Source organism: Pseudomonas sp. HD57-3 (genome assembly GCF_056113135.1).
In genome coordinates this window covers 1,605,509-1,628,988 of sequence record NZ_CM148568.1, presented here as the reverse complement: position 1 = coordinate 1,628,988, position 23,480 = coordinate 1,605,509, and the positions used below count along the sequence as shown (strand labels likewise).

Genomic DNA, 23,480 nt, shown 5'->3' with positions numbered 1-23,480 from the left:
GCGCGGTCACTGAAGGAACACCTTCAGAGCACACGTCGCCGGCATGGGCACCTCCACCGACTTCGCCAAACACTGGTTCAGCGCCCGCGACTGGAGGCCGTTCGCCTTTCAGAAACAGGTGTGGGCCGCGGTCAAACGTGGCGAGTCCGGCCTGCTGCACGCCAGCACCGGTGCCGGTAAAACCTACGCGGTGTGGTTTGCCGCGCTCAATCGCTTTGCCCGCTCCGGGCCTGTTGCTGAAACCACCCGTAAACGCAAACCACCCGCCGAACCGCTGACTGTCTTGTGGATCACGCCGATGCGGGCGCTGGCCGCCGACACCGCGCGCGCCCTGCAAGCGCCGCTGGACGATCTGCAGATTCTCTGGAGCGTCGGCCTGCGCACCGGCGACACCGGCAGCAGCGAACGCGCCCGCCAGAACCGGCGCCTGCCAACTACGTTGATCACCACCCCGGAAAGCCTGACCCTGATGCTCGCCCGCGCCGACGCGCAAACGGCACTGTCGACATTGCGCATGGTCGTGGTGGACGAGTGGCATGAACTGCTCGGTAACAAGCGCGGCGTGCAGTTGCAACTGGCCCTCGCCCGGTTGCGCCGCTGGCAGCCGGGGCTGATCGTCTGGGGCGTTTCCGCGACGCTCGGCAATCAGTCCCACGCCGAACAGGTGCTGATCCCACAGGGCGACGGCGTCAGTATTCAGGGGCAGAGCGAAAAGTCGCTCAAGGTCGACACGCTGCTCCCACCGGCGATCGAACGTTTTCCCTGGGCCGGGCACATCGGTTTGAAGATGTTGCCGCAGGTGGTCGCCGAACTGGATGTCTGCGCCAGCAGCCTGGTGTTCACCAACACCCGGGCGCAATCGGAAATCTGGTATCAGGCCTTGCTGGAAGCGCGGCCGGACTGGGCCGGCTTGATCGCACTGCATCACAGCTCGCTGTCCCGCGATACCCGCGACTGGGTCGAGCAAGCGCTGAAGAATGGTCAACTCAAAGCCGTGGTCTGCACTTCAAGTCTGGATCTGGGGGTGGATTTCCTGCCGGTGGAGCGGGTGCTGCAAATCGGCTCGGCCAAAGGCGTGGCGCGACTGATGCAGCGCGCCGGGCGTTCGGGCCATGCGCCCGGCAGAACGTCGCGGGTCACCCTGGTGCCGACCCACAGTCTGGAACTGATCGAAGCCGCGGCCGCTCGCGATGCCGTGGCGCAGCGGCGGATCGAACCTCGATTGTCACCGCACAAACCGCTGGATGTACTGGTGCAGCATCTGGTCAGCATGGCCCTGGGCGGTGGTTTTGTTCCCGATGAGCTGTACGAAGAAGTCCGTGGTGCCTGGGCCTATCGTGACCTGACGCTCGCGGACTGGGCGTGGGCGCTGGCTTTCGTACGCCACGGCGGGATGTCGCTGACGGCGTATCCGGATTACCGCCGTGTCGAGCCGGATGAGCACGGGATCTGGCGCGTCCCTGATGCCCGCCTGGCGCGCCGCCATCGCATGAGCATCGGCACCATCGTCAGCGATGCCGCGATTCATTTGAAGTTCTGGAGCAAGGGCGGGGGCGGCAAACAGCTGGGCAGCGTTGAAGAAGGCTTCATCGCCCGCCTCAAACCGGGCGACGGCTTCCTGTTCGCCGGGCGATTGCTGGAACTGGTGCGGGTGGAAAACATGACCGCGTACGTTAAACGCAGTACCGCGAAAAAAGCCGCGGTGCCGCGCTGGAATGGCGGGCGCATGCCGCTCTCCAATGAATTGGCCGAAGCGGTGGTCACCCGCTTCAGCGCGGCGGCGCACGGTCAGTTTGCCGGACCGGAAATGCAGGCTTTACGCCCGTTACTGGAAACGCAGATGCGCTGGTCGGGCCTGCCGACGGTCAATAATCTGCTGGCCGAAGTGCTGAAATCCCGCGAAGGCTGGCACCTTTTCCTCTACCCGTTTGCCGGACGTCAGGTGCATCTGGGATTGGCCAGCCTGCTGGCGTGGCGGGTCAGTCAGCGCCTGCCTGTGACCTTCTCGATTGCGGTCAACGATTACGGACTGGAATTGCTCAGCGCCACGCCCGTTGACTGGTCTGTGCAACTGGATGGCGCGCTGCTCAGTCCCGAGGACTTATTGAGGGATGTGCTGGCCAGCCTCAATGCGGGGGAACTGGCGCTGCGCAGGTTTCGGGAAATCGCGCGGATTGCCGGGCTGGTGTTTGCCGGTTACCCCGGCGCGCCGAAAAGCACCCGTCAGGTGCAGGCCTCCAGCGGGCTGTTCTTCGAAGTGTTCAAACAATACGACGCCGACAACCTGCTATTGGCGCAGGCCGGGGAAGAAGTCCTGCGGGAAGAACTGGATATTCGTCGACTGGAACAGACACTGGAGCGAATCAACCAGATGAAACTGGACATGCACCTGATCAAACGTCCTACACCACTCGGCTTTCCATTGCTGGTGGAACGCATGCGCGAAAGCATGAGCTCGGAAAAACTCGCCGACCGGATCCGCCGAATGGTGGGCGATCTGGAGAAAACCGCTGACAAGGGCCAATCCTGATGAACGCGCCCTACCCGGTGCGTCTGGCAGGCGAAGACCTCTGGTTGTTGCCGGAAAAGGCGCTGTACTGGCCGGCGCAACAGGCGCTGCTGATTGCCGATGTGCATTTCGGCAAGGCTGCCGCTTACCGGCGCCTGGGGCAGCCTGTGCCGCAGGGCACGACAGCGAGCAACATCGCCGTGATCGAGCAGTTGCTGGCGAAACTGCCGTGTCGCCAATTGATCTTTCTTGGGGATTTTCTGCACGGGCCCGGTTCGCATGCCCCGGGCACTTTGAGTGCTCTGTCTGAGTGGCGCTCACGCTACTCCGATCTGCCGATCACGCTGATTCGCGGCAATCACGATAAACGCGCCGGTGATCCGCCGCAGTCGCTGAACATTCGGGTGGTGCCGGAACCGTTGCTGCTCGGCCCCTTCGCGTTGCAGCACGAACCCGATCCGCACCCGGAACGCCACGTGCTTGCTGGCCACGTCCACCCGGTTTATCGATTGAACGGCAAGGGACGTCAGCGTTTGCGGCTGGCGTGTTTCAGGCTGGGGGAACGCATCAGCCTGCTGCCGGCGTTCGGGGCCTTTACCGGCGGTTATCTGGTGGAGAAGGAAGAAAGCTGTCGGATCTTTGTCATTGGCGACAACGAAATATGGCCAGTCAGTTGAAGTTCTTTTCAGAACTCAACTGACTGGCCATAGGTTCGATAGCGGTTCAGGCGACGGGCGCTGGTGGCGGCTCGTCCGGCAGGGTGGGCTCGCCCGGCTCGGTCGGTTGTTCGTTGGGGGTATCAGGGTCAGGTTGACCGGGAATTCCACCAGCCATGCTGAGCGACGGGTGTGCCAACAAGGACCAGGCCAATACGCCAATCTGATTGGGCTCGAGCCTTGCCAGTTCGGCAGTGATTTGCGGATCGATCTTCATGGAGCACTCCTCGGCGAAGGCCCGTCCCGCTGTTCGCGAAACGGGCAGTACACCCCATAGAGTGTCTACCCGCCGAAGAATTCCCGGTAACTGCCGGATGGACGGATCAGGTGCGCGGCAGGGTCACGCCACGCTGGCCCTGGTACTTGCCCGCACGATCCTTGTAGGACACTTCGCATTCCTCGTCGGATTCGAGGAACAGCATCTGCGCCACGCCTTCGTTGGCGTAGATCTTCGCCGGCAGGTTGGTGGTGTTGGAGAACTCCAGGGTCACCTGGCCTTCCCACTCGGGCTCGAGCGGGGTGACGTTGACGATGATGCCGCAGCGAGCGTAAGTGCTTTTGCCCAGGCAGATGGTCAGGACGTTGCGTGGAATACGGAAGTATTCAACGGTGGTGGCCAGGGCGAAGGAGTTCGGCGGAATGATGCAGACGTCGCTGTGGACGTCGACGAAGCTGCCGGCGTCGAAGTTTTTCGGATCGACGATGGCCGAATTGATGTTGGTGAACACCTTGAAATGATTGGTGCAACGCACATCGTAGCCATAGCTCGACACACCGTAGGAGATCACACGGCTGTCGTCGCTGCCACGTACCTGGCGCTCGACGAACGGCTCGATCATGCCGTGTTCCTGCGCCATGCGGCGAATCCACTTGTCCGATTTGATGCTCATGGCGGGTGTCCTGAATAGCGAGGTGGAAAAAATCTGTCCGGCATCTTACCGGGCGCGCCGCCGGGTTCAAAGTCCGGGCTGCAAATCTCGCCGAACGTGCAGGAATTACGCGGCCTGGCGACGAACCGTCACACCGCCGATCCCTAAAACAGAGAAACCTTCGCAAGAAGCATTGGCACGTTCCGGAAAAAGGGTTAAGGTGGCGCCACTGTGCTGCTTGTGTCACTGAGAATCTCTACACGATATGTTGAATTTCGATCCAACCATCTACAAGAATTTTTCCTGCTCTTTGCACTCAGTCTCGGCCAGGGTTCTTCCTGAGTCGCAGTTATCTTTGTTCAAGGAGTTACACCATGTCTAATCGCCAAACCGGTACCGTTAAGTGGTTCAACGATGAAAAAGGCTTCGGCTTCATCACTCCACAATCCGGTGACGACCTGTTCGTTCACTTCAAAGCTATCCAATCCGACGGCTTCAAAAGCCTGAAAGAAGGCCAACAGGTTTCTTTCATCGCTACCCGCGGTCAGAAAGGCATGCAAGCTGAAGAAGTACAAGTTATCTAACTTGTAGCTTCTTTAGTAAAAGGCCCCGCCCTCAAAAGCGGGGCTTTTTTGTGGGCGTCTGTTTTCCGGGCGCAAAAAAAGATCGCAGCCTGCGAAGGCTGCGATCTTTTTTGTTGCTTACCAGGCGACGCCGAAGCCGGCGGTGTAGCGGGTCTTGCTCAAGTCCGCATCCTCAGTGCCGCTGATGATGTCGCGCTCAGCCTTGAGGTTGAGGGATGCCCAGTCGGTGACCTTGTAGCGCAGGCCCATTTCCGCATCCAGCGCATAATCGGCCACGCCGGACAGCGGCTTGCCGACTTCGCCATTGGTGAAGAACTCGACCTTCTTGCCGATCAGGTAGCGGTTGTAGTCCCACTTCATGGCGACGGAATAGAAGTTGTCCTTGCTGCCATCGCGATACTGGTAGTCGGTGCGGTTGAGCAGCGAGCCCAGGGAGAACGCCCCCAGCTCGTCATCCCAGAACTGGTAACCCGGACCGGTACCGACCACGCGCTGACGCGCCAGCTCTTCGATGTGATCGCGCTTGTAGTTCAGGCGGCCCTGCCAGAACCACTTGTCCGTCAGGAAGCGGTCGAGTGCGTACTCGGCGCGCCAGTTGTCGGTGGTGGTCACGTCGTCCTGCACTTCGCGGTTGTACTCGCCTTCGGCGGTGTGCCGCCAGCGACCGTGGCGGGCGGACGTCTTGAAGCCGATGTCGTAATCGTCGGTGTCCTTTTCCGCACGCTGGTAATCCAGCGCCAGGTCGACGTTGCCCTTCCACACCAGATCCTCGACCACCGGTTTGGGCTTGAGAATCTGCTGAATGCTCGCCAGCTCCACGGTTTTCGGCGCTTCGCCGTTGGCCAGAGTGACCTTGCCGTCTTCGGCAGCGGTCAGCGACTTGGCCTTCTCGCCGTTGTAGGCGTCCTGCTTGACCAGCAACTCCTGATCACTCTCCAGGGTTTTGACCTGCTTCCAGTCAATGGTGACGGCCCCTGCATACTGGGTCTGGACCAGCAACTTGCCACCGTCGAACAGCGTGATTTTGCCGCTCAGCTTGTCACCGTTCTTCAACCAGACGGTATCGGCAAGCAAGGGTGTGGACGCACTGAAGACAGCAAGGCACAGCAGGGTTCTGGACAACATAAGCGAATCGGGGACTCAAGTTTGCGAAAAAGGGTCGGCATTATCCGTAGGAATAATTCCCTGACAAGGAGTGACCCGGCTATTTCTGTTGAGTTCATTTCTCAATTGCCCCTCCACCGATTACGCTTAAGGACATAACGCGATCAAGCTCAGGAACCGCGCACGTGACAGACCCGATGCATGCCTGCGAAAACGATCCGCAAATCCGACGCACGGCACTCTATTCCACCCTCGCCCAAGTGCCTGAGGGCAAAGTCGTCAGCTATGGTCAGTTGGCCGAACTGGCGGGGTTGGGGCGCGCCGCCCGCTGGGTCGGCCGGACCCTGAGCCAATTGCCCGGCGACACCAAGCTGCCTTGGCACCGCGTACTCGGTGCCGGCGGTCGGATCAGCCTGCCGGCGGGCAGCCCGTCCGGGGACGAACAGCGGGCACGATTGCGCATGGAAGGCATCACCGTCCTGAACAATCGTGTGGATATTCGGCGCCATGGCTGGCGTCCGGTAGAGCACAGCGGTTAGAGTGCGCGCTTTGTTTTCGCAATCTTGAGGCAGACTTCAGCCCATGCCCCGTAAAACCTGGCGCGCCGCGCTCGCCGCCTATGCCAGTCCTTCGACGCTCGTGCTGTTGTTGCTGGGTTTCGCCGCCGGCCTGCCGTACATGCTGGTGTTCTCGACACTTTCGGTCTGGCTGCGTGAAGCCGGTGTGGCCCGTGAGACGATCGGCTACGCCAGCCTGATCGGTCTGGCTTATGCCTTCAAATGGGTCTGGTCGCCCCTGCTCGACCAATGGCGCCTGCCGTTGTTGGGCAAGCTGGGGCGCCGCCGTTCGTGGCTGGTACTTTCACAGACGCTGGTGATCCTCGGTCTGATCGGCATGGGCTTTTGCGACCCGCAGAAACACCTGTCCTGGCTGATCGCTATCGCGGTGGTCGTGGCATTCGCCTCTGCCACCCAGGATATCGCCGTCGACGCCTATCGACTGGAAATCGCCGAAGACAACCGCCAGGCCGCACTGGCCGCCAGTTACATGTCCGGTTATCGGGTTGCTGCGCTGCTCGCGACGGCCGGTGCACTGTTCTTCGCCGAGGGCTTCGGCTCCACGGGCTTCAACTACCAGCACTCCGCCTGGACCGGCACCTACGTGCTGTTCGGCGCCCTGATGGTCCCTGCCCTGCTCACCACCCTGCTGATGCGCGAGCCGCCGGTGCCGCTACGCACCCAGTTGCAAGCCGGGCGCTACACCTTCATGCATCAGTTGATGTCGGTGTTCGTGCTGATCATTTTGCTGGTGTCTGTGCCTGCGATGTTCACCCAGCTCTACAACACCGATTTCGCCAGCGTACTGTTCGGCGACATGAGTCCGCTGGATCTGCTGCTGGAAGACCGGGCGTTCCTGCGCGCGATTCTCTACACCACCCTGACCTGCCTGTGCCTCTCGGCCATGGGCCGTCGCGGTCTGGCACCGGTGCTGACGCCGGTCAACGATTTCATCCTGCGCTACCGCTGGCAGGCGCTGCTGTTGCTCGGTCTGATCGCCACCTATCGGATGTCCGACACGGTAATGGGCGTGATGGCCAACGTGTTCTACATCGACCAGGGCTTCACCAAGGATCAGATCGCCAGCGTCAGCAAGATCTTCGGCCTGATCATGACCCTCGTCGGCGCCGGCATGGGCGGCCTGCTGATCGTGCGCTTCGGCATCCTGCCGATCCTGCTCATCGGCGGCGCCGCGTCGGCGGCCACCAACCTGCTGTTCCTGATGCTGGCCGACATGGGTCCGAACCTGCAGATGCTGGTGGTGACGATCTCCCTCGACAACTTCAGCTCGGGCCTGGCCACGTCGGCGTTCGTCGCCTACCTGTCGAGCCTGACCAACCTGAAGTTCTCCGCCACCCAGTACGCCCTGCTCAGCTCGATCATGCTCCTGCTGCCACGCCTGATCGGCGGCTACTCCGGGGTCATGGTGGAGAAATTCGGCTATCACAACTTCTTCCTGATCACCGCGCTGCTCGGTGTTCCGACCCTGGTGCTGATCGCCCTGCACTGGTTCCAGGAAAGCCGCCGCGAAGGCCCGACACCGACGCCGGAACCTGCACCGACCTCCGTCGCGGAAGAATCGTAAGACATCTCGCACCCGGCGAGAGGGTTCGCGCCGGGGTTGCACTTCTGTACGTCGGCGGATCTCGCCGTTACACTGCTCCGTCATTTCCAGTCATAGCAACCGACAACGGCCAACCATGCGCACCAGTCAATTTTTGCTCGCCACACAGAAAGAAACGCCTTCCGACGCGGTCGTGATCAGCCACCAGCTGATGCTGCGCGCCGGCATGATCCGCAAACTCGCCTCGGGCCTGTACACCTGGCTGCCGATGGGCTTGCGAGTGATGCGCAAGGTGGAAGCCATCGTTCGCGAAGAAATGAACGCCGCCGGCTCTCTGGAAGTGTTGATGCCGAGCACCCAACCGGCCGAGCTGTGGCAGGAATCGGGGCGCTGGGAAGAATACGGCCCTGAGCTGCTGCGCATCAAAGACCGCCACGGTCGTGATTTCTGCGCAGGCCCGACCCACGAAGAAGTGATCACCGATCTGATGCGCAACGAGTTGAGCAGCTACAAGCAGCTGCCGATCAACCTGTACCAGATCCAGACCAAATTCCGTGACGAAATCCGTCCACGCTTCGGCCTGATGCGCGGTCGCGAATTCATCATGAAAGACTCGTACTCCTTCCATGCGGATCAGGCGTCGCTGCAGATCACCTACGACCGCATGCACGAAGCGTACTGCAACATCTTCACCCGTCTGGGCCTGAAGTTCCGTCCGGTGGAAGCCGACAACGGTTCGATCGGTGGCGCTGGCTCCCACGAGTTCCACGTGCTGGCCGAGTCCGGCGAAGACGATATCGTCTTCAGCAACGGTTCCGATTACGCGGCGAACATCGAAAAAGCCGAAGCCGTGCCGCGTGAAACCTCGCGCGCCGCGCCAAGCGAAGAGCTGCGTCTGGTCGACACACCAGACACCAAGAACATCGCGGCCCTGGTGGAGAAATTCAATCTGCCGATTGAAAAGACCATCAAGACTCTGATCGTGCACGCCGAAGAAGAAGGCAAGCTGATTGCACTGATCATCCGTGGCGACCATGAGCTGAACGAAATCAAGGCTGCCAACCAGCCAGGCGTTGCCAGCCCGCTGGTCATGGCCTCCGATGCCGAACTGCGTGAAGCCATCGGCGCCGGCGCCGGTTCCCTCGGCCCGCTGAACCTGCCGCTGCCGATCATCATCGACCGCTCGGTCGAGCTGATGAGCGACTTCGGCATCGGTGCCAACATCGACGACAAGCACTACTTCGGTGTGAACTGGGAGCGTGATCTGCCGGTTCCGACCGTGGCCGACCTGCGTAACGTCGTGGCTGGTGACCCAAGCCCGGACGGCAAGGGCACCCTGGAAATCAAGCGCGGCATCGAAGTCGGGCACATCTTCCAGCTGGGCAACAAGTACAGCAAGGCGATGAAGTGCGAAGTTCTGGGCGAGAACGGCAAGCCGGTGACCCTGGAAATGGGTTGCTACGGCATCGGCGTTTCCCGCGTGGTGGCTGCCGCCATCGAGCAGAACAACGACGAGAACGGCATCATCTGGAGCGACACCTTGGCGCCATTCCAGATCGCCCTGGTGCCGCTGCGCTATGAAACCGAGCAGGTGCGCGAAGCCACCGACAAGCTGTACGCGGAACTGACCGCGGCCGGCTTCGAAGTGCTGCTGGACGACCGCGACAAGAAAACCAGCCCGGGCATCAAGTTCGCGGACATGGAGCTGATCGGCATTCCGCACCGGATCGTGGTCAGCGACCGCGGCCTCGCCGAAGGCAACCTGGAATACAAGAGCCGTACCGAAGGCCAGGCGCAAGCGCTGCCGGTTGCCGACGTGCTGTCCTTCCTTCAGGCCCGTATCCGCCGCTGAAACCAGATAGAGACGTCATGTTCAAGCGAAACACCTTAGGCCTCGGTGGTGCCGCCCTGTGCGGCACCCTGCTGGTCAGCGGCTGTGCCAATCACATGTCACAACGCAGCGAGCACGAGGAACGTGTCGAGCGCAAACTGCTCGATCACAGCCTGCAGATCGATGTCGGCGAGCCCAAGGTGCTTGAGCTGCCGCAACGGCGCGTGAAGATCAACGAACAGAAGACCTTCGAAGTCACCGAGTTCGAGGTCACGCGCCATTACGACCGTTACACGCCTTACCAGCCATGGCGTGAGATCTACGAGATTCCGCTGGGCGCGGTGGCGGTGGTCGGCGGTGTCGGCGCGAACGTGGTCAACGTGTTTGCCCTCGGCAATCTGCCCGACAGCGTGACACGGGACTGGCTCAGCTACGGTTTCGCCGGGCTCAACCCGTTCATGAACGTGCAATCCAACGGTCGCGCGCAACAAAACCTGGCCGGCATCGATGAAGTCCAGCGCGACAAGCGTACGGAATATTCGAGCCTGCCGTGGAGCGAGCGCCCGGTTCAGGTCAAGGCCGGCAAACAGACCTTCGACATGACTACCGATCGCAACGGCGTGCTGCGTCTGAACCTGCTCGACAGCCCGTTCGCCGAAAACGACCTCAATCATGTAGGCAAACTGCAGATCAGCGTCGAAGACAGCAAGGATGACGTGCATTCCGATTCGTCTCTGGCGATCAGCACTCACCTGCGCGGCAAGCTGCTGGAGGCTCACGGGCTGATCTACGACGATCTGGAAGACGACGAAGTGAGCCAGTGGGTGCACAGGGTCAAGCGTCTGTCGGAACTGGGTCTCGAAGAAGAAGCCAGTGAACTGGAACAAAGCCTGATCGAACTGACCCGCAACGATCCGGAGTTGCAGGCCGAATTCCTCAAGTCCCTGACCCGGGATGCGGGGCGTCTGGTGGCGGATCCGGGGCCGAACTGAACCCCCTGAAAAAATGCCCGAACCTGGTTCGGGCATTTTTTTGTCCGTCTATCGCTCGAACAACTCCATTTGTTCGAACCCGCCGCGTAAATCCTCCAGCCGCACGCCCACACCTAATAGCCGCACCGGTTTGCCACCGCGATTGAACGCCTGCGTCAGCATCAACTGGTAACTGCCCAGATCCCGCCCTGCCCCGGCCTGTTCCAACGTGGTCTGGGTGAAATCGTGAAACTTCACTTTGACGAACGGCTTGCCCGGCCGGTAGCTGCTGTCGATCCGCGCCATACGGGTTTTCAGGGTTTCCAGCAATTCCGGGAGCTTGTCGAGGCAACTGCGCAGATCCGGCAGATCGGCGTCGTAGGTGTTTTCGACACTGATCGACTGACGGCGACTGTCGTTGTGCACCAACCGCTCATCGATCCCACGGGCCAGACTCCACAAGCGCTCGCCGAAACTGCCGAATTCCCGCACCAGCGCCAGCTTGTCCCACTCGCGCAATTGCAGGCAGTCACTGATACCGAGCCTGCTCAACTTGTCGGCCGTGACCTTGCCCACCCCGTGCAATTTGCTCACCGGCAAGCCACTGACGAAGTCTTCAACCTGATCCGGGGTGATCACGAACAAGCCGTTGGGCTTTTTCCAGTCGCTGGCGATCTTGGCCAGAAACTTGTTCGGCGCCACGCCGGCGGAGACGGTGATGTGCAACTGATTGGAAACCCGGCGGCGAATATCCTGGGCGATCCGCGTGGCGCTACCGCCGAAATGCGCGCTGTCCGAGACGTCGAGGTACGCCTCGTCCAGCGAAAGCGGCTCGATGAGGTCGGTGTAATCGCTGAAGATCGTGTGAATTTCTTTCGACGCCTCGCGATAGGCGTCCATCCGCGGCTTGACGATGGTCAGGTCCGGGCACAGTTTCAGGGCGTGCCCGGAGGACATCGCCGAGCGAACGCCGTAAGCCCGCGCCTCATAGTTGCAGGTGGCGATCACCCCGCGCCTGTCCGCCGAGCCACCCACCGCCAACGGCTTGCCGGCGAGGCTCGGGTCATCCCGCATCTCGATGGCGGCGTAGAAACAGTCACAGTCGACGTGGATGATTTTTCGCTGAGTCATGACAGAAAAGGAAACATGGCGAGCCGGACCGGCAGTATCTCACTGACACCTGTATATAGCACCAGTGGTATGAATGTTCTTTTCAGTTTGTAGGAAACGGCCTTTGAATTTATTTTTTCAATCGAGAACCAACCTCCAATAGAGCTGAAACCCTTGCCCTGCCTGACCTGTAGCCCCTGAAAAAACCGTCCGTCAGCGCTAACCGATTGAAGCTGAAGAGGTTTTATCCAAATTGGAGGTTGACACCCCGGCGTTCCTCTGTAGAATGCCGCCACACAGACGCGGGATGGAGCAGTCTGGTAGCTCGTCGGGCTCATAACCCGAAGGTCGTCGGTTCAAATCCGGCTCCCGCAACCAAACATCAGAAAAGGCCAATCGAAAGATTGGCCTTTTTTGTGCGTGTCTGTTTTTCGGATCCAGTCGCGCCAAGCGGAAATCGTTCCGATTCCGAAACTTAGCGCCTCCCCTGCGACCGTTTGCCGCGATTGCACACTTATTTGACCCTTCTCGGGATTATCGGTTGACACCCCGCCGTTCGCCTGTAGAATGCCGCCACACAGACGCGGGATGGAGCAGTCTGGTAGCTCGTCGGGCTCATAACCCGAAGGTCGTCGGTTCAAATCCGGCTCCCGCAACCAAACATCAAAAAAGGCTACTCGAAAGAGTGGCCTTTTTTGTATCTGTGGAAAAAGTCCTTTCGCAACAATGATCTGTCACTGTGCAGTGAACCGTTCAGGATCTTCAGACCCGCCCAGTTGCGACTATGCTTGAAGTCGCAGGCAGGGCGTCTGCAATCCAGGAGCTGCCCTCGCCGATACTCGGTGAGAGGCGTAGTATTTTGTGATTATTTTTTTCTACAGGGATTGGTTACTTGGCTGGATACCTCCATCCTGTCGCGCACAATCCAAGAGGTGATTGATGCGCGCCAACTCGTCTGATTCACAAGACACCGTCACAGCGAACCCACCGATCAAGCCTGAGCGTCTGCGCCTGCTGGATCGGATCAGCAAATACCGGCAACCGATCGGTCTGGCGGTCACTTTGCTGCTGTTCGCCATCGCGCTGATTGCCTGTCGCCATCTGCTCAGCGAACTCGATCTCGACGCCCTGCACGACTCGATTCTTGACGTGCCGAAGCCGGCCCTGCTCGGCGCCCTCGGTGCGACAGTCGTCGGCTTCATCATTCTGCTCGGCTACGAATGGTCGGCCAGTCGGTATGCCCGCGTGACGCTGGCACCGAAAACCCTGGCTCTGGGCGGTTTCACCGCATTTGCCATTGGCAATGCCATCGGCCTGTCGATGCTGTCCGGTGGCTCGGTGCGTTACCGTTTATATGCACGGCATGGGCTGGGCGCTTCCGAAGTTGCGCACATGACCCTGTTCGCCAGCCTGTCGCTGGGCTGCGCCCTGCCGCCGCTGGCCGCGCTTGCGACCCTGAGCAACCTGCCCGCGGCCTCACAGGCACTGGGGCTGTCCGAGACTTTATTGGGGACGATTGCCGGCGTAGTGCTGTTGCTCGGCGCGATCCTGGCCATCGGCATCTATCGCCGTCGCCTGCCGGAACAACCTTATCCGGACAACCTGCTGGTCCGAGCCGGTCGTCGCACCCTGCGCCTGCCGGGTCGCCGCCTGACGTTCCTGCAACTGGTCATCACCGCCCTCGACGTCGCCGCCGCTGCAACCGTCCTTTATCTGCTGCTGCCGGAAGCGCCGCCCTTCGGTGCCTTCCTGCTGGTTTATCTGCTGGCGCTGGCGGCAGGTGTACTCAGTCACGTTCCGGGTGGTGTGGGTGTCTTCGAAGCGATTCTGCTCGCGGCGTTCGCCGACAAGCTCGGCGCCGCTCCACTGGCTGCCGCCCTGCTTCTTTATCGCCTGATCTATGTGGTGCTGCCGTTGCTGGTGGCCTGCGTGCTGTTGCTGCTCAACGAAGGCCAGCGCCTGTTCCAGTCGCAGACCATGCGTGCGGCTTCCGGTCTGGCAGCACCGATTCTCGCGGTGCTGGTGTTCCTGTCCGGTGTGGTTTTGCTATTTTCCGGCGCGACGCCAGAGATCGACACCCGTCTGGAACACATCGGTTTTCTGATTCCTCACCGTCTGGTCGACGCTTCGCACTTTGGCGCCAGCCTGATCGGCGTGCTGTGCCTGATGCTCGCCCAGGGCCTGCGTCGCCGGTTGTCGGCGGCGTGGATGCTGACCACCATTCTGTTGCTGGTGGGCGCCCTGCTCTCGCTGCTCAAGGGTTTCGACTGGGAAGAAGCGACCCTGATGACCCTTACCGCCGCGCTGCTGGGGGTGTTCCGCCGTTCGTTCTACCGCCCGAGCCGTCTGACCGAACTGCCGTTCTCGCCGCTGTATCTGGTGGCCAGCCTGTGCGTACTCGGTGCTTCGACCTGGCTGCTGCTGTTCGCTTATCAGGACGTTCCGTACAGCCATCAACTGTGGTGGCAGTTCACCCTCGACGCCGATGCCCCGCGCGGCCTGCGCTCGCTGCTCGGCGCCGCCGTGTTGCTGCTGGTGATCGCCCTGACCTGGCTGCTGCGCACCGCCCGCCCGGTGATCCACCTGCCGACCCCCGATGAGCTGGAACGCGCCTCGAAAATTCTGATGGCCTCGTCACAACCGGACGGTGGCCTGGCCCTGACCGGCGACAAGGCGCTGCTGTTTCATCCCAACGACGAAGCCTTCCTGATGTACGCCCGCCGTGGCCGCAGTCTGGTCGCCCTGTACGACCCGATCGGCCCCGGCCAGCAACGGGCCGAGATGATCTGGCAGTTCCGCGACCTTTGCGACATCCATCACGCTCGCCCGGTGTTCTATCAGGTGCGCGCCGAGAACCTGCCGTACTACATGGACATCGGCCTGACCGCGATCAAGCTGGGCGAGGAAGCCCGGGTCGATCTGCATCGCTTTGACCTGGAAGCCAAGGGCAAGGAGATGAAGGACCTGCGCTACACCTGGAACCGTGGCACCCGTGACGGCCTGTCGCTGGAGATCCATGAGCCGGGCCAGGCGCCGATGGATGAGCTCAAGGTGATTTCCGATGCCTGGCTGACCGGCAAGAACGTGCGCGAGAAAGGCTTCTCCCTCGGCCGTTTCAGCGATGATTACCTGAAGCATTTCCGCATCGCGGTGATTCGCTTCGAAGGCCGCCCGGTGGCGTTCGCCAACCTGCTCGAGACCTACAGCCATGACCTGGCCAGTCTCGACCTGATGCGCGCGCACCCGGACGCCCCCAAGCTGACCATGGAATTCATGATGGTCGGTCTGATTCAACACTATAAGAGTCACGGATACGCGCGCTTCAGCCTGGGCATGGTGCCGCTGTCGGGGTTGCAACCCCGGCGCGGGGCACCGCTGACCCAGCGTCTGGGCTCGATGGTTTTCCGCCGTGGTGAGCAGCTGTACAACTTCCAAGGCTTGCGCCGCTTCAAAGACAAGTTCCAGCCCGACTGGGAACCCCGTTATATGGCCGTGCCCGCTGGACTCGATCCGCTGGTGGCGCTGGCCGACACTGCTGCCCTGATCGCGGGCGGCTTGACTGGATTGGTGAAACGCTGATGATTCAACGCTCCCTGAAGTACATCCTGGTCGCACTGCTGGTGCTGGCCGCGATTGCCGGTGGCGGTTTCTGGTACCTCAAACGCCCGGCACCGGAACCGACCCTCGAACAGCTCACCCCGGCCGATGGCGCCGCCATGACCCGGGTCATCCCCGGCACCAAGCCCAAGGCTCAGGTGCTGGTGGCGGTCAACGACGACCAGAAACTCAGCGACAAGCAATTGAGCACCCTGAGCCGCAGCGCTTCGGCGCAGATTGTTCAGGTGATCCTGCCCAAGGATTGCCTGCTGCAAAGCCGCGCCCTGCAAGCCGGCCTGCGCGAACTGAACGGCCCGGCAACGCTGGTCAGCGGCATCGGCCCCGGCGCAGTCCTGGCGTGGCGTTGGTTGTCCGAGCAAAAAGACGACAAGGCCCAGGCCGTTTCCGTCGACCTGGCCCTGGAAAAACCCGGCTGCACCCACCTGCTGCCAAAAGCCGCCGCCCACGGCCACTGGCTGGTGGCGTGGAACGACAACCCGGACGACACCAGCGCCGGTTTCGTGCGCGATCAACCGAACGCCGAAACCAGCATCAGCGACTACGACATCAACCTGCCGCAAGTGCTGAACAACGAACTGCGCAAGATTCTCGTCGGTGGTGACAAAGCCAACGGCGGTCTGCAGATTCCAGTCGTGGAAGTCCCGGCCGGCCAGGCCAAGGACACCGTGACCCTGTTCCTGTCCGGTGACGGCGGCTGGCGCGATCTGGACCGCGACGTGGCCGGTGAAATGGCCAAGATCGGCTACCCGGTGGTCGGCATCGACACCCTGCGCTACTACTGGCAGCACAAGAGCCCGGAACAGAGCGCACTGGACCTGACCGAACTGATGCAGCACTACCGCCAGAAATGGGGCACCAAACGCTTCATCCTGACCGGCTACTCGTTCGGCGCCGACGTCCTCCCGGCCATCTACAACCGACTACCGGAAACCGAGCAGCAACGCGTCGACGCAATCATCCTGCTGGCCTTCGCCCGCACCGGCAGCTTCGAAATCGAAGTCGAAGGCTGGCTCGGCAACGCCGGCAAAGAAGCCGCCACCGGCCCGGAAATGGCCAAGCTGCCACCGGCCAAGGTCGTGTGCATCTACGGTGAAGAAGAAACCGACGAAAGCGGCTGCACCGACAAGACCGCGGTGGGCGAAGCAGTGAAACTGCCTGGTGGCCACCACTTCGACGAGAACTACCCGGCGCTGGCCAAGCGTCTTGTGGACTTGATCGAGAAACGCCAGAACACGGCGCAGGTGGCGGAAGAGTGATCTGAAGCGCACCAACGAAAAGCCCCCGCAACCTTAGGGTTGCGGGGGCTTTTTCATTCCGAGGACTCCCACGGTAAGCGCAGGACTCAGTTAGATGTCAGCGCTTCCTGGCCATACCTCGCCCGCATCTCGTCGTGACTGATCGCTTGAGCCGGATCGAAATTGCTCAATCGCGCCTCAACTGCCGCTTGAACCCGAAGACTCTCGAGTTCATCCAGCCTTTCTTGCTCCGGTAACTCCGTCATGCAAATCGTCCTCGTGCACCGTAATGACTCCATGAGAACCAGCCTACCAGCTACCAGAGAGGATGGGCGCCAGGAACATGTTTGGACACGGATACAAAAAAGCCCCCGCCAGCCACAAAGCTGACGGGGGCTTTTCAGTTGAGACGGGGTTACATCTCCACCTGCGTCCCCAACTCAATCACCCGGTTCAGCGGCAGATTGAAGAACCGCAGGTTCCCGTTGGCATTCTTCAACATGAACGCAAACAGCGCTTCACGCCAACGGGCCATGCCTTCGAGTTTCGAGGCGATGACCGTTTCGCGGCTGAGGAAGTAGGTGGTGCGCATCGGGCTGAAGTCGAGGTCGTCCAGATGGCACAGCTTCAGCGCCTGCGGCACGTCCGGTTCGTCGGTGAAGCCGAAGTGCAGGATCACCCGGAAGAAGCCTTCGCCGTGGGCTTCGACTTCGAAGCGTCGGGATGGCGGGACGCGCGGGATGTCTTCGTAGACCACCGTCAGCAACACCACTTGCTCATGCAGAACCTGGTTGTGCAGCAGGTTGTGCAACAGCGCGTGCGGCACCGCGTCGGAACGGGCGGTGAGGAACACGGCGGTGCCCTGCACGCGGTGCGGTGGCTGGACGCGGATGCTGCTGATGAAGATCGGCAGCGGCAGTGCGCCTTCGTCGAGGCGCTCGACCAGCAACTGCTTGCCGCGTTTCCAGGTAGTCATCAGCACGAACAGCGCGATACCGGCGATCACCGGGAAGGCACCGCCCTGGACGATTTTCGGCACGTTGGCGGCGAAGTACAGGCCGTCCACCAGCAGGAAACCGAGCAGCACCGGCACCGCCAGAATCGGTGGCCATTTCCACAGCAGCAGCATCACAGCCGACACCAGAATCGTGGTCATCAGCATGGTGCCAGTCACGGCCACACCGTAGGCCGAGGCCAGGGCGCCGGAGGATTCGAAGCCGATCACCAGCAACACCACGCCAACCATCAGCGACCAGTTCACGGCGCCGATGTAGATCTGGCCCTGCTCGTCGCTGGAGGTGTGCTGGATGTACATGCGCGGGATGTAACCGAGCTGGATCGCCTGACGGGTCAGGGAGAAGGCGCCGGAAATCACCGCCTGGGACGCGATCACCGTGGCCAGGGTCGACAGACCGACCAGCGGAATCAGCGCCCAGCTCGGCGCCAGCAGGTAGAACGGGTTGCGCGCCGCTTCCGGGTTGTCCAGCAGCAAGGCGCCCTGACCGAAGTAGTTGAGCACCAGCGCCGGCAGCACCAGCAGGAACCACGCGCGGGCAATCGGCTTGCGGCCGAAGTGGCCCATGTCGGCGTACAGCGCTTCGGCACCGGTCAGCGCCAGCACCACGGCGCCGAGGATCGCCACGCCCATGCCCGGATGAACGGTAAAGAACCGCACTGCCCACACAGGATTCATCGCGTGCAGCACTTCTGGGGTGTGGCTGATGCCGTAGACGCCGAGGGCGCCAAGGACCAGGAACCAAGTGACCATGATCGGCCCGAACAGAATGCCGATCCGCGCCGTGCCGTGTTTCTGGATCAGAAACAGCGCCACCAGCACCACCAGCGAAAGCGGCACCACCCAGTGGTCGATGCCGTCGAAAGCCAGGCCCAGACCTTCAATGGCCGAGAGCACGGAAATCGCCGGGGTGATCATGCTGTCGCCATAGAACAGCGCCGCGCCGATCAGCCCGCAGACCACCAATAGCGTGCGCAACCGCTTGCGCCCCGCCGCTGCCCGACGGGCCAGCGCGGTAAGCGCCATGATCCCGCCTTCGCCCTGGTTGTCGGCGCGCAGGACGAACATCATGTACTTGATTGAAACGACCCAGATCAGCGACCAGAAAATCAGCGACAGAATGCCGAGCACTCCGTCGTGATTGACAGGCACGCCATAAGCGCCGGAAAACACTTCTTTGAGGGTGTACAACGGGCTCGTGCCGATGTCGCCGTAAACTACCCCGACCGCCGCGACCAGCATGCTCAGCGGCTTGGTGGCCGAACCTTCGGCGCCTGCCGCGTGACTACTTGCCTGACCCATCCAACACTCCTGATTCCCAGACCGGCTTCTTATATGAAGCACTATGCTTTGTGTGCAGCATGCGCGTTTTTACGCCCTGTAACAGACGTTTTCTTGACTGTAAAAATTCAGTAAAGCGCAACGGCGCGAAGCATAGCGCAGCACTCGTCGTATTTCCCTGCATAAAGCTGGTCAAGTGCGCTGCTCGTCGCTAGAATTGCGCACTTTTTGATCAGAGGCGCACTTCAAGCGCCCGTCCGTCGGCTTCTGCCATCAGGCAAGCGGCGTCACAAAACACCGAGGTTAGACATGTCCACCACTCCTGCGCCGGCCAATCCAAAGGTTGGCTTCGTTTCTCTGGGTTGCCCGAAAGCACTGGTCGACTCCGAGCGCATCCTGACCCAGCTGCGCATGGAAGGCTATGACGTGGTGTCCACCTATCAGGACGCCGACGTGGTCGTGGTCAACACCTGCGGCTTCATCGACTCGGCCAAGGCCGAATCGCTGGAAGTCATCGGCGAAGCGATCAAGGAAAACGGCAAGGTCATCGTGACCGGCTGCATGGGCGTGGAAGAAGGCAACATCCGTGACGTGCACCCAAGCGTGCTGGCCGTCACCGGTCCGCAGCAGTACGAGCAAGTGGTCAACGCCGTGCACGAAGTCGTGCCGCCGAAGCAGGATCACAACCCGCTGATCGACCTGGTGCCGCCGCAAGGCATCAAGCTGACCCCGCGTCACTACGCGTACCTGAAGATTTCCGAAGGCTGCAACCACAGCTGCAGCTTCTGCATCATCCCGTCGATGCGCGGCAAACTGGTCAGCCGCCCGGTCGGCGACGTGCTCGACGAAGCCCAGCGTCTGGTCAAATCCGGCGTGAAGGAACTGCTGGTGATTTCCCAGGACACCAGCGCCTACGGCGTTGACGTCAAATACCGCACCGGTTTCTGGAACGGCGCGCCGGTAAAAACCCGCATGACCGAACTGTGCGAAGCACTGAGCACCCTCGGCGTCTGGGTCCGTCTGCACTACGTTTACCCGTACCCGCACGTCGACGAACTGATCCCGCTGATGGCCGCCGGCAAGATCCTGCCGTACTTGGACATCCCGTTCCAGCACGCCAGCCCGAAAGTCCTGAAGTCGATGAAACGTCCGGCGTTCGAAGACAAGACCCTGGCGCGGATCAAGAACTGGCGCGAGATCTGCCCGGACCTGATCATCCGTTCGACCTTCATCGTCGGCTTCCCCGGCGAAACCGAAGAAGACTTCCAGTACCTGCTGGACTGGCTGACCGAAGCCCAGCTCGACCGCGTCGGCTGCTTCCAGTACTCGCCGGTCGAAGGTGCACCGGCCAATGACCTGAACCTCGACATCGTTCCGGACGACGTCAAGCAGGATCGTTGGGAGCGCTTCATGGCGCACCAGCAGGCCATCAGCTCGGCGCGCCTGCAAATGCGCATCGGCCGTGAAATCGAAGTGCTGGTGGACGAAGTCGACGAGCAAGGCGCGGTCGGCCGTTGCTTCTTCGATGCCCCGGAAATCGACGGCAACGTGTTCATCGACAACGGCAGCAACCTCAAGCCGGGCGACAAGGTCTGGTGCAAGGTGACCGACGCCGACGAATACGACCTCTGGGCCGAACAGATCTAAGCGCGAAAAATACAGAAAGCCCCGCTCTCTTTTACGAGATGCGGGGCTTTTTTACGGCTAGAGTTTGGGGTGGGAAGGACTCCCTCATCCATGACAAAGAGGCTATCGGGCATGCGTCACCACTCGGTCATCCACACGCCGAAACTCAGCGATTATCAGGAACTGACCCGGGTCTGGGAGGCCTCGGTCCGCGCGACTCATGATTTCCTGCCGGAATCCTACATCGAACTGTTGAAGAATCTGGTGCTGACCCGCTACCTCGATGCGGTGATGCTGATCTGCACCCGGGACAGCCATCAGCGCATCACCGGGTTCGCCGGGGTCGCGGGGGGCAAGATCGAAATGCTGTTCATCGACCCGGCCCATCGCGGCCAGGGCCTTGGCAAGAAACTACTGAAGTACGCCATGGAACACCTGAACGCCGACGAACTGGACGTCAACGAACAGAACCCGCAGGCCCTGGGGTTTTACTTCAAGCAAGGGTTCGAGGTGATCGGCCGCTCGGAAGTCGATGGCATGGGCCAGCCGTATCCGCTGTTGCACATGCGTCTGAAACAACCGGAGCAGCGCGCGGTACGCGGCTAAAAGCCACACGGCGCAAATGCAATCGGGCTTAACCGGCCCCAGGCAGGTACAATGCCCACCCCTTTTTTGTTACGGCCCCTGTCATGACTGACCCGATTCGCCTCTCCAAACGCCTCATCGAGCTGGTCGGTTGCTCCCGCCGGGAGGCCGAGCTGTTCATCGAGGGCGGCTGGGTCACCGTGGACGGCGAAGTCATCGACGAGCCGCAGTTCAAGGTCGGCGACCAGAAAGTCGAGCTCGACAAGGACGCCAAGGCCACCGCGCCGGAGCCGGTGACCATCCTGCTCAACGTGCCGGCCGGCATGGATGTCGACAGCGCCATGCAGTCGCTGAACGCCGACACCCTCAGCGAAGAACACCGCTACGGCAAGCGTCCGCTGCGTGGGCACTTCCTGCGCCTGACCGCCAGCGCCGACCTGCAACCCAAGGCCAGCGGCCTGCTGGTGTTCACCCAGGACTGGAAGGTGTTGCGCAAGCTCACCGCCGACGCGGCCAAGATCGAGCAGGAATACGTGGTCGAAGTCGAAGGCGACATGGTTGCCCACGGCCTCAACCGCCTGCAGCACGGCCTCACCCACAAGGGCAAGGAGCTGCCGCCGGTCAAGGCCAGTTGGCAGAACGAAAACCGCCTGCGCTTCGCCATGAAAAACCCGCAGCCGGGGATCATCGCCCAGTTCTGCGAAGCGGTCGGCCTGAAAGTTATCGGCATCCGCCGCATCCGCATCGGCGGCGTGTCCATCGGCAAGGTGCCGGTCGGCCAATGGCGCTACCTGTCCGGCAAAGAGAAATTCTAAGGCTCGCGAGCCACCCTACATTTCCGGCATCGCGCCCGCGCGATGCCCACAGCGAACAATCAGGATTGCACACATGGTTCACAACGACGTACTGCGCAGCGTGCGCTACATGCTCGATATCAGCGACAAGAAAGTGGTCGAGATCATCAAACTCGGCGGCCTGGACGTCACGCTTGCCGATGTCGTGACGTACCTCGACAAGAAAGAAGAAGACGAAGAAGGTTTCGTGCGCTGCCCGGACGAAGTCATCGCGCACTTCCTCGACGGTCTGGTGATCTTCAAGCGCGGCAAGGACGAAAGCCGTCCGCCGCTGCCGATCGAACTGCCGGTGACCAACAACATCATCCTGAAAAAGCTGCGCGTGGCCTTCGAACTGAAAGAAGACGACATGCACGCGATCCTCAAGGCTGCCGAGTTCCCGGTGTCCAAGCCTGAGCTGAGCGCGCTGTTCCGCAAGGTCGGCCACACCAATTACCGCCCGTGCGGCGATCAGTTGCTGCGCAACTTCCTCAAGGGCCTGACCCTGCGCGTTCGCGGTTGACCCATTCGATCACGGCGACTTCGGTCGCCGTTTTCATGCATAGCCCTCCATTCCCTCAAAAAATAGTGGCTCCGCTTTTCGCGGCCGGCGACTAGGGTGTACTGAACCCTAGCCCTCAGGATTCGCCATGCACCCGTATTTCTCCCTGCAAGGCCGCACCGCCCTGGTGACCGGCGGCACCCGTGGTATCGGCAAAATGATCGCCAAGGCGTTTGTCGAAGCCGGCGCCCGTGTGTACGTCTGCTCCCGTGACGCGGAAGCCTGTCATCAAACCGCTGAAGAACTCAGTGCTCTGGGCACGTGTCATGGCGTGGCGGCGAATCTGGCGACGGAAGAAGGCGTGAAAGAGCTGGCCGAGCGACTGGGCGAGCAAATCACCCACCTGGACATTCTGGTGAACAACGCCGGCACCACCTGGGGCGCGCCGCTGGAAAGCTACCCGGTCAAGGGCTGGGAGAAAGTCATGCAGCTCAACGTGACCTCGGTGTTCAGTTGCATCCAGCAGTTTCTGCCGTTTTTGCGCCAATCCGGGTCGGCGGCCAATCCGGCGCGGATCATCAACATCGGTTCGGTGGCGGGGATTTCTTCCTTCGGCGAACAGGCCTACGCCTACGGGCCGAGCAAGGCCGCCCTGCATCAACTGTCGCGGATTCTGGCCCGGGAACTGGTGAGCCAGCATATCAACGTCAATGTCATCGCGCCGGGGCGTTTCCCGAGCAAGATGACCCAGCATATCGGCAGTGATCAACAGGCGCTGGCCGAAGATACCGCGCTGATCCCGATGAAACGCTGGGGCCGCGAGGAAGAAATGGCGGCGCTGGCGATCAGCCTGGCGAGTACTGCCGGGGCCTACATGACAGGGAATATCATTCCGCTGGATGGCGGGTTCAGTCTTTAGGTCGGCGACGCGGCCGGACGGGTTATCATGCCCGCCCTGCTCCGCTTCGAA

The 23,480-nt window shown here is 61.3% G+C and carries 19 protein-coding genes and 2 tRNA genes; 16 read left to right on the top strand and 5 right to left on the bottom strand.

Annotated features, from left to right (window positions below; translation table 11 throughout):
- Positions 1-43: 43 nt before the first annotated feature.
- The gene (locus AC0R79_RS07300) at positions 44-2,530 is read left to right on the top strand and encodes a ligase-associated DNA damage response DEXH box helicase (RefSeq protein WP_474733884.1); all 2,487 of its coding nucleotides are present in this window, start codon (positions 44-46) and stop codon (positions 2,528-2,530) included.
- A complete protein-coding gene (gene pdeM / locus AC0R79_RS07295; protein ID WP_474733882.1) occupies positions 2,530-3,186 on the top strand; it encodes a ligase-associated DNA damage response endonuclease PdeM in 657 nt (218 codons plus the stop codon). Before AC0R79_RS07300 ends, pdeM begins: the two co-directional genes overlap by 1 nt.
- Before the next feature lie 46 nt (positions 3,187-3,232).
- Here pdeM and AC0R79_RS07290 read toward each other — a convergent pair whose 3' ends face one another.
- The gene (locus AC0R79_RS07290) at positions 3,233-3,442 is read right to left on the bottom strand and encodes a hypothetical protein (protein WP_194933845.1); all 210 of its coding nucleotides are present in this window, start codon (positions 3,440-3,442) and stop codon (positions 3,233-3,235) included.
- Between the two features lie 106 nt (positions 3,443-3,548).
- A complete protein-coding gene (gene dcd / locus AC0R79_RS07285) occupies positions 3,549-4,115 on the bottom strand; it encodes a dCTP deaminase (protein WP_007954988.1) in 567 nt (188 codons plus the stop codon).
- Positions 4,116-4,468: 353 nt separating this feature from the next.
- Here dcd and AC0R79_RS07280 point away from each other — a divergent pair, with 353 nt between their 5' ends.
- Positions 4,469-4,678, top strand: a complete 210-nt coding sequence (locus AC0R79_RS07280) for a cold-shock protein (RefSeq protein ID WP_002554837.1) — start codon at positions 4,469-4,471, stop codon at positions 4,676-4,678.
- A 117-nt stretch (positions 4,679-4,795) separates the two neighbouring features.
- Here AC0R79_RS07280 and AC0R79_RS07275 read toward each other — a convergent pair whose 3' ends face one another.
- Positions 4,796-5,803, bottom strand: coding sequence for a DUF481 domain-containing protein (locus AC0R79_RS07275; RefSeq protein WP_474733880.1), 1,008 nt, complete (start codon positions 5,801-5,803; stop codon positions 4,796-4,798).
- A gap of 176 nt (positions 5,804-5,979) precedes the next feature.
- On the opposite strand from AC0R79_RS07275, the gene AC0R79_RS07270 reads away from it, so the two are divergent.
- The 4 genes from AC0R79_RS07270 (at position 5,980) to AC0R79_RS07255 (ending at position 10,726) form a co-directional block, all read left to right on the top strand.
- Positions 5,980-6,321: an MGMT family protein gene (locus AC0R79_RS07270; protein WP_011332761.1), complete on the top strand. Its 342-nt coding sequence runs from the start codon at positions 5,980-5,982 to the stop codon at positions 6,319-6,321.
- 43 nt (positions 6,322-6,364) lie between these two features.
- Positions 6,365-7,924 (top strand): AmpG family muropeptide MFS transporter, encoded by a 1,560-nt coding sequence (locus AC0R79_RS07265; protein ID WP_085605327.1) that lies wholly within the window; start codon positions 6,365-6,367, stop codon positions 7,922-7,924.
- Between the two features lie 115 nt (positions 7,925-8,039).
- Complete coding sequence (locus AC0R79_RS07260; RefSeq protein ID WP_474733878.1) at positions 8,040-9,755, top strand: proline--tRNA ligase; 1,716 nt, start codon at positions 8,040-8,042, stop codon at positions 9,753-9,755.
- 17 nt (positions 9,756-9,772) lie between these two features.
- A complete protein-coding gene (locus AC0R79_RS07255; RefSeq protein ID WP_007954977.1) occupies positions 9,773-10,726 on the top strand; it encodes a hypothetical protein in 954 nt (317 codons plus the stop codon).
- 48 nt (positions 10,727-10,774) lie between these two features.
- Here the strand turns inward: AC0R79_RS07255 and dinB are convergent, their stop codons facing one another.
- Positions 10,775-11,836, bottom strand: a complete 1,062-nt coding sequence (dinB, locus tag AC0R79_RS07250) for a DNA polymerase IV (RefSeq protein ID WP_474733876.1) — start codon at positions 11,834-11,836, stop codon at positions 10,775-10,777.
- Between the two features lie 280 nt (positions 11,837-12,116).
- On the opposite strand from dinB, the gene AC0R79_RS07245 reads away from it, so the two are divergent.
- The 4 genes from AC0R79_RS07245 to AC0R79_RS07230 all read left to right on the top strand — a co-directional run bounded on the left by AC0R79_RS07245 (position 12,117) and on the right by AC0R79_RS07230 (position 16,689).
- Positions 12,117-12,193: transfer RNA gene (locus tag AC0R79_RS07245), tRNA-Met, on the top strand.
- Positions 12,194-12,397: 204 nt separating this feature from the next.
- Positions 12,398-12,474, top strand: a tRNA-Met gene (locus tag AC0R79_RS07240).
- Between the two features lie 280 nt (positions 12,475-12,754).
- Positions 12,755-15,394 (top strand): bifunctional lysylphosphatidylglycerol flippase/synthetase MprF, encoded by a 2,640-nt coding sequence (gene mprF / locus AC0R79_RS07235; protein WP_007954970.1) that lies wholly within the window; start codon positions 12,755-12,757, stop codon positions 15,392-15,394.
- Positions 15,394-16,689, top strand: a complete 1,296-nt coding sequence (locus AC0R79_RS07230; RefSeq protein WP_064593891.1) for a virulence factor family protein — start codon at positions 15,394-15,396, stop codon at positions 16,687-16,689. Before mprF ends, AC0R79_RS07230 begins: the two co-directional genes overlap by 1 nt.
- A gap of 394 nt (positions 16,690-17,083) precedes the next feature.
- Here AC0R79_RS07230 and AC0R79_RS07225 read toward each other — a convergent pair whose 3' ends face one another.
- On the bottom strand, positions 17,084-18,925 hold the full coding sequence (locus AC0R79_RS07225) for a potassium transporter Kup (RefSeq protein WP_371915879.1): 1,842 nt from the start codon (positions 18,923-18,925) through the stop codon (positions 17,084-17,086).
- A gap of 348 nt (positions 18,926-19,273) precedes the next feature.
- Between AC0R79_RS07225 and rimO the strand changes: the two genes are divergently transcribed.
- The 5 genes from rimO to AC0R79_RS07200 all read left to right on the top strand — a co-directional run bounded on the left by rimO (position 19,274) and on the right by AC0R79_RS07200 (position 23,429).
- On the top strand, positions 19,274-20,611 hold the full coding sequence (rimO, locus tag AC0R79_RS07220; RefSeq protein WP_007954955.1) for a 30S ribosomal protein S12 methylthiotransferase RimO: 1,338 nt from the start codon (positions 19,274-19,276) through the stop codon (positions 20,609-20,611).
- A 111-nt stretch (positions 20,612-20,722) separates the two neighbouring features.
- Complete coding sequence (locus tag AC0R79_RS07215; protein ID WP_474735073.1) at positions 20,723-21,196, top strand: GNAT family N-acetyltransferase; 474 nt, start codon at positions 20,723-20,725, stop codon at positions 21,194-21,196.
- Positions 21,197-21,279: 83 nt separating this feature from the next.
- Complete coding sequence (locus AC0R79_RS07210; RefSeq protein WP_085605313.1) at positions 21,280-21,990, top strand: rRNA pseudouridine synthase; 711 nt, start codon at positions 21,280-21,282, stop codon at positions 21,988-21,990.
- A 73-nt stretch (positions 21,991-22,063) separates the two neighbouring features.
- Complete coding sequence (locus AC0R79_RS07205; protein ID WP_007954948.1) at positions 22,064-22,531, top strand: YehS family protein; 468 nt, start codon at positions 22,064-22,066, stop codon at positions 22,529-22,531.
- A 127-nt stretch (positions 22,532-22,658) separates the two neighbouring features.
- A complete protein-coding gene (locus AC0R79_RS07200; protein WP_474733872.1) occupies positions 22,659-23,429 on the top strand; it encodes an SDR family oxidoreductase in 771 nt (256 codons plus the stop codon).
- The last annotated feature ends 51 nt before the right edge of the window (positions 23,430-23,480 follow it).

Coding starts and splice junctions, on each gene's coding strand:
- AC0R79_RS07300 (WP_474733884.1), top strand. CDS start 44: ATGGGCACCTCCACCGACTTCGCCAAACACTGGTTCAGCGCCCGCGAC.
- pdeM (WP_474733882.1), top strand. CDS start 2,530: ATGAACGCGCCCTACCCGGTGCGTCTGGCAGGCGAAGACCTCTGGTTG.
- AC0R79_RS07290 (WP_194933845.1), bottom strand. CDS start 3,442: ATGAAGATCGATCCGCAAATCACTGCCGAACTGGCAAGGCTCGAGCCC.
- dcd (WP_007954988.1), bottom strand. CDS start 4,115: ATGAGCATCAAATCGGACAAGTGGATTCGCCGCATGGCGCAGGAACAC.
- AC0R79_RS07280 (WP_002554837.1), top strand. CDS start 4,469: ATGTCTAATCGCCAAACCGGTACCGTTAAGTGGTTCAACGATGAAAAA.
- AC0R79_RS07275 (WP_474733880.1), bottom strand. CDS start 5,803: ATGTTGTCCAGAACCCTGCTGTGCCTTGCTGTCTTCAGTGCGTCCACA.
- AC0R79_RS07270 (WP_011332761.1), top strand. CDS start 5,980: ATGCATGCCTGCGAAAACGATCCGCAAATCCGACGCACGGCACTCTAT.
- AC0R79_RS07265 (WP_085605327.1), top strand. CDS start 6,365: ATGCCCCGTAAAACCTGGCGCGCCGCGCTCGCCGCCTATGCCAGTCCT.
- AC0R79_RS07260 (WP_474733878.1), top strand. CDS start 8,040: ATGCGCACCAGTCAATTTTTGCTCGCCACACAGAAAGAAACGCCTTCC.
- AC0R79_RS07255 (WP_007954977.1), top strand. CDS start 9,773: ATGTTCAAGCGAAACACCTTAGGCCTCGGTGGTGCCGCCCTGTGCGGC.
- dinB (WP_474733876.1), bottom strand. CDS start 11,836: ATGACTCAGCGAAAAATCATCCACGTCGACTGTGACTGTTTCTACGCC.
- mprF (WP_007954970.1), top strand. CDS start 12,755: ATGCGCGCCAACTCGTCTGATTCACAAGACACCGTCACAGCGAACCCA.
- AC0R79_RS07230 (WP_064593891.1), top strand. CDS start 15,394: ATGATTCAACGCTCCCTGAAGTACATCCTGGTCGCACTGCTGGTGCTG.
- AC0R79_RS07225 (WP_371915879.1), bottom strand. CDS start 18,925: ATGCTGGTCGCGGCGGTCGGGGTAGTTTACGGCGACATCGGCACGAGC.
- rimO (WP_007954955.1), top strand. CDS start 19,274: ATGTCCACCACTCCTGCGCCGGCCAATCCAAAGGTTGGCTTCGTTTCT.
- AC0R79_RS07215 (WP_474735073.1), top strand. CDS start 20,723: ATGCGTCACCACTCGGTCATCCACACGCCGAAACTCAGCGATTATCAG.
- AC0R79_RS07210 (WP_085605313.1), top strand. CDS start 21,280: ATGACTGACCCGATTCGCCTCTCCAAACGCCTCATCGAGCTGGTCGGT.
- AC0R79_RS07205 (WP_007954948.1), top strand. CDS start 22,064: ATGGTTCACAACGACGTACTGCGCAGCGTGCGCTACATGCTCGATATC.
- AC0R79_RS07200 (WP_474733872.1), top strand. CDS start 22,659: ATGCACCCGTATTTCTCCCTGCAAGGCCGCACCGCCCTGGTGACCGGC.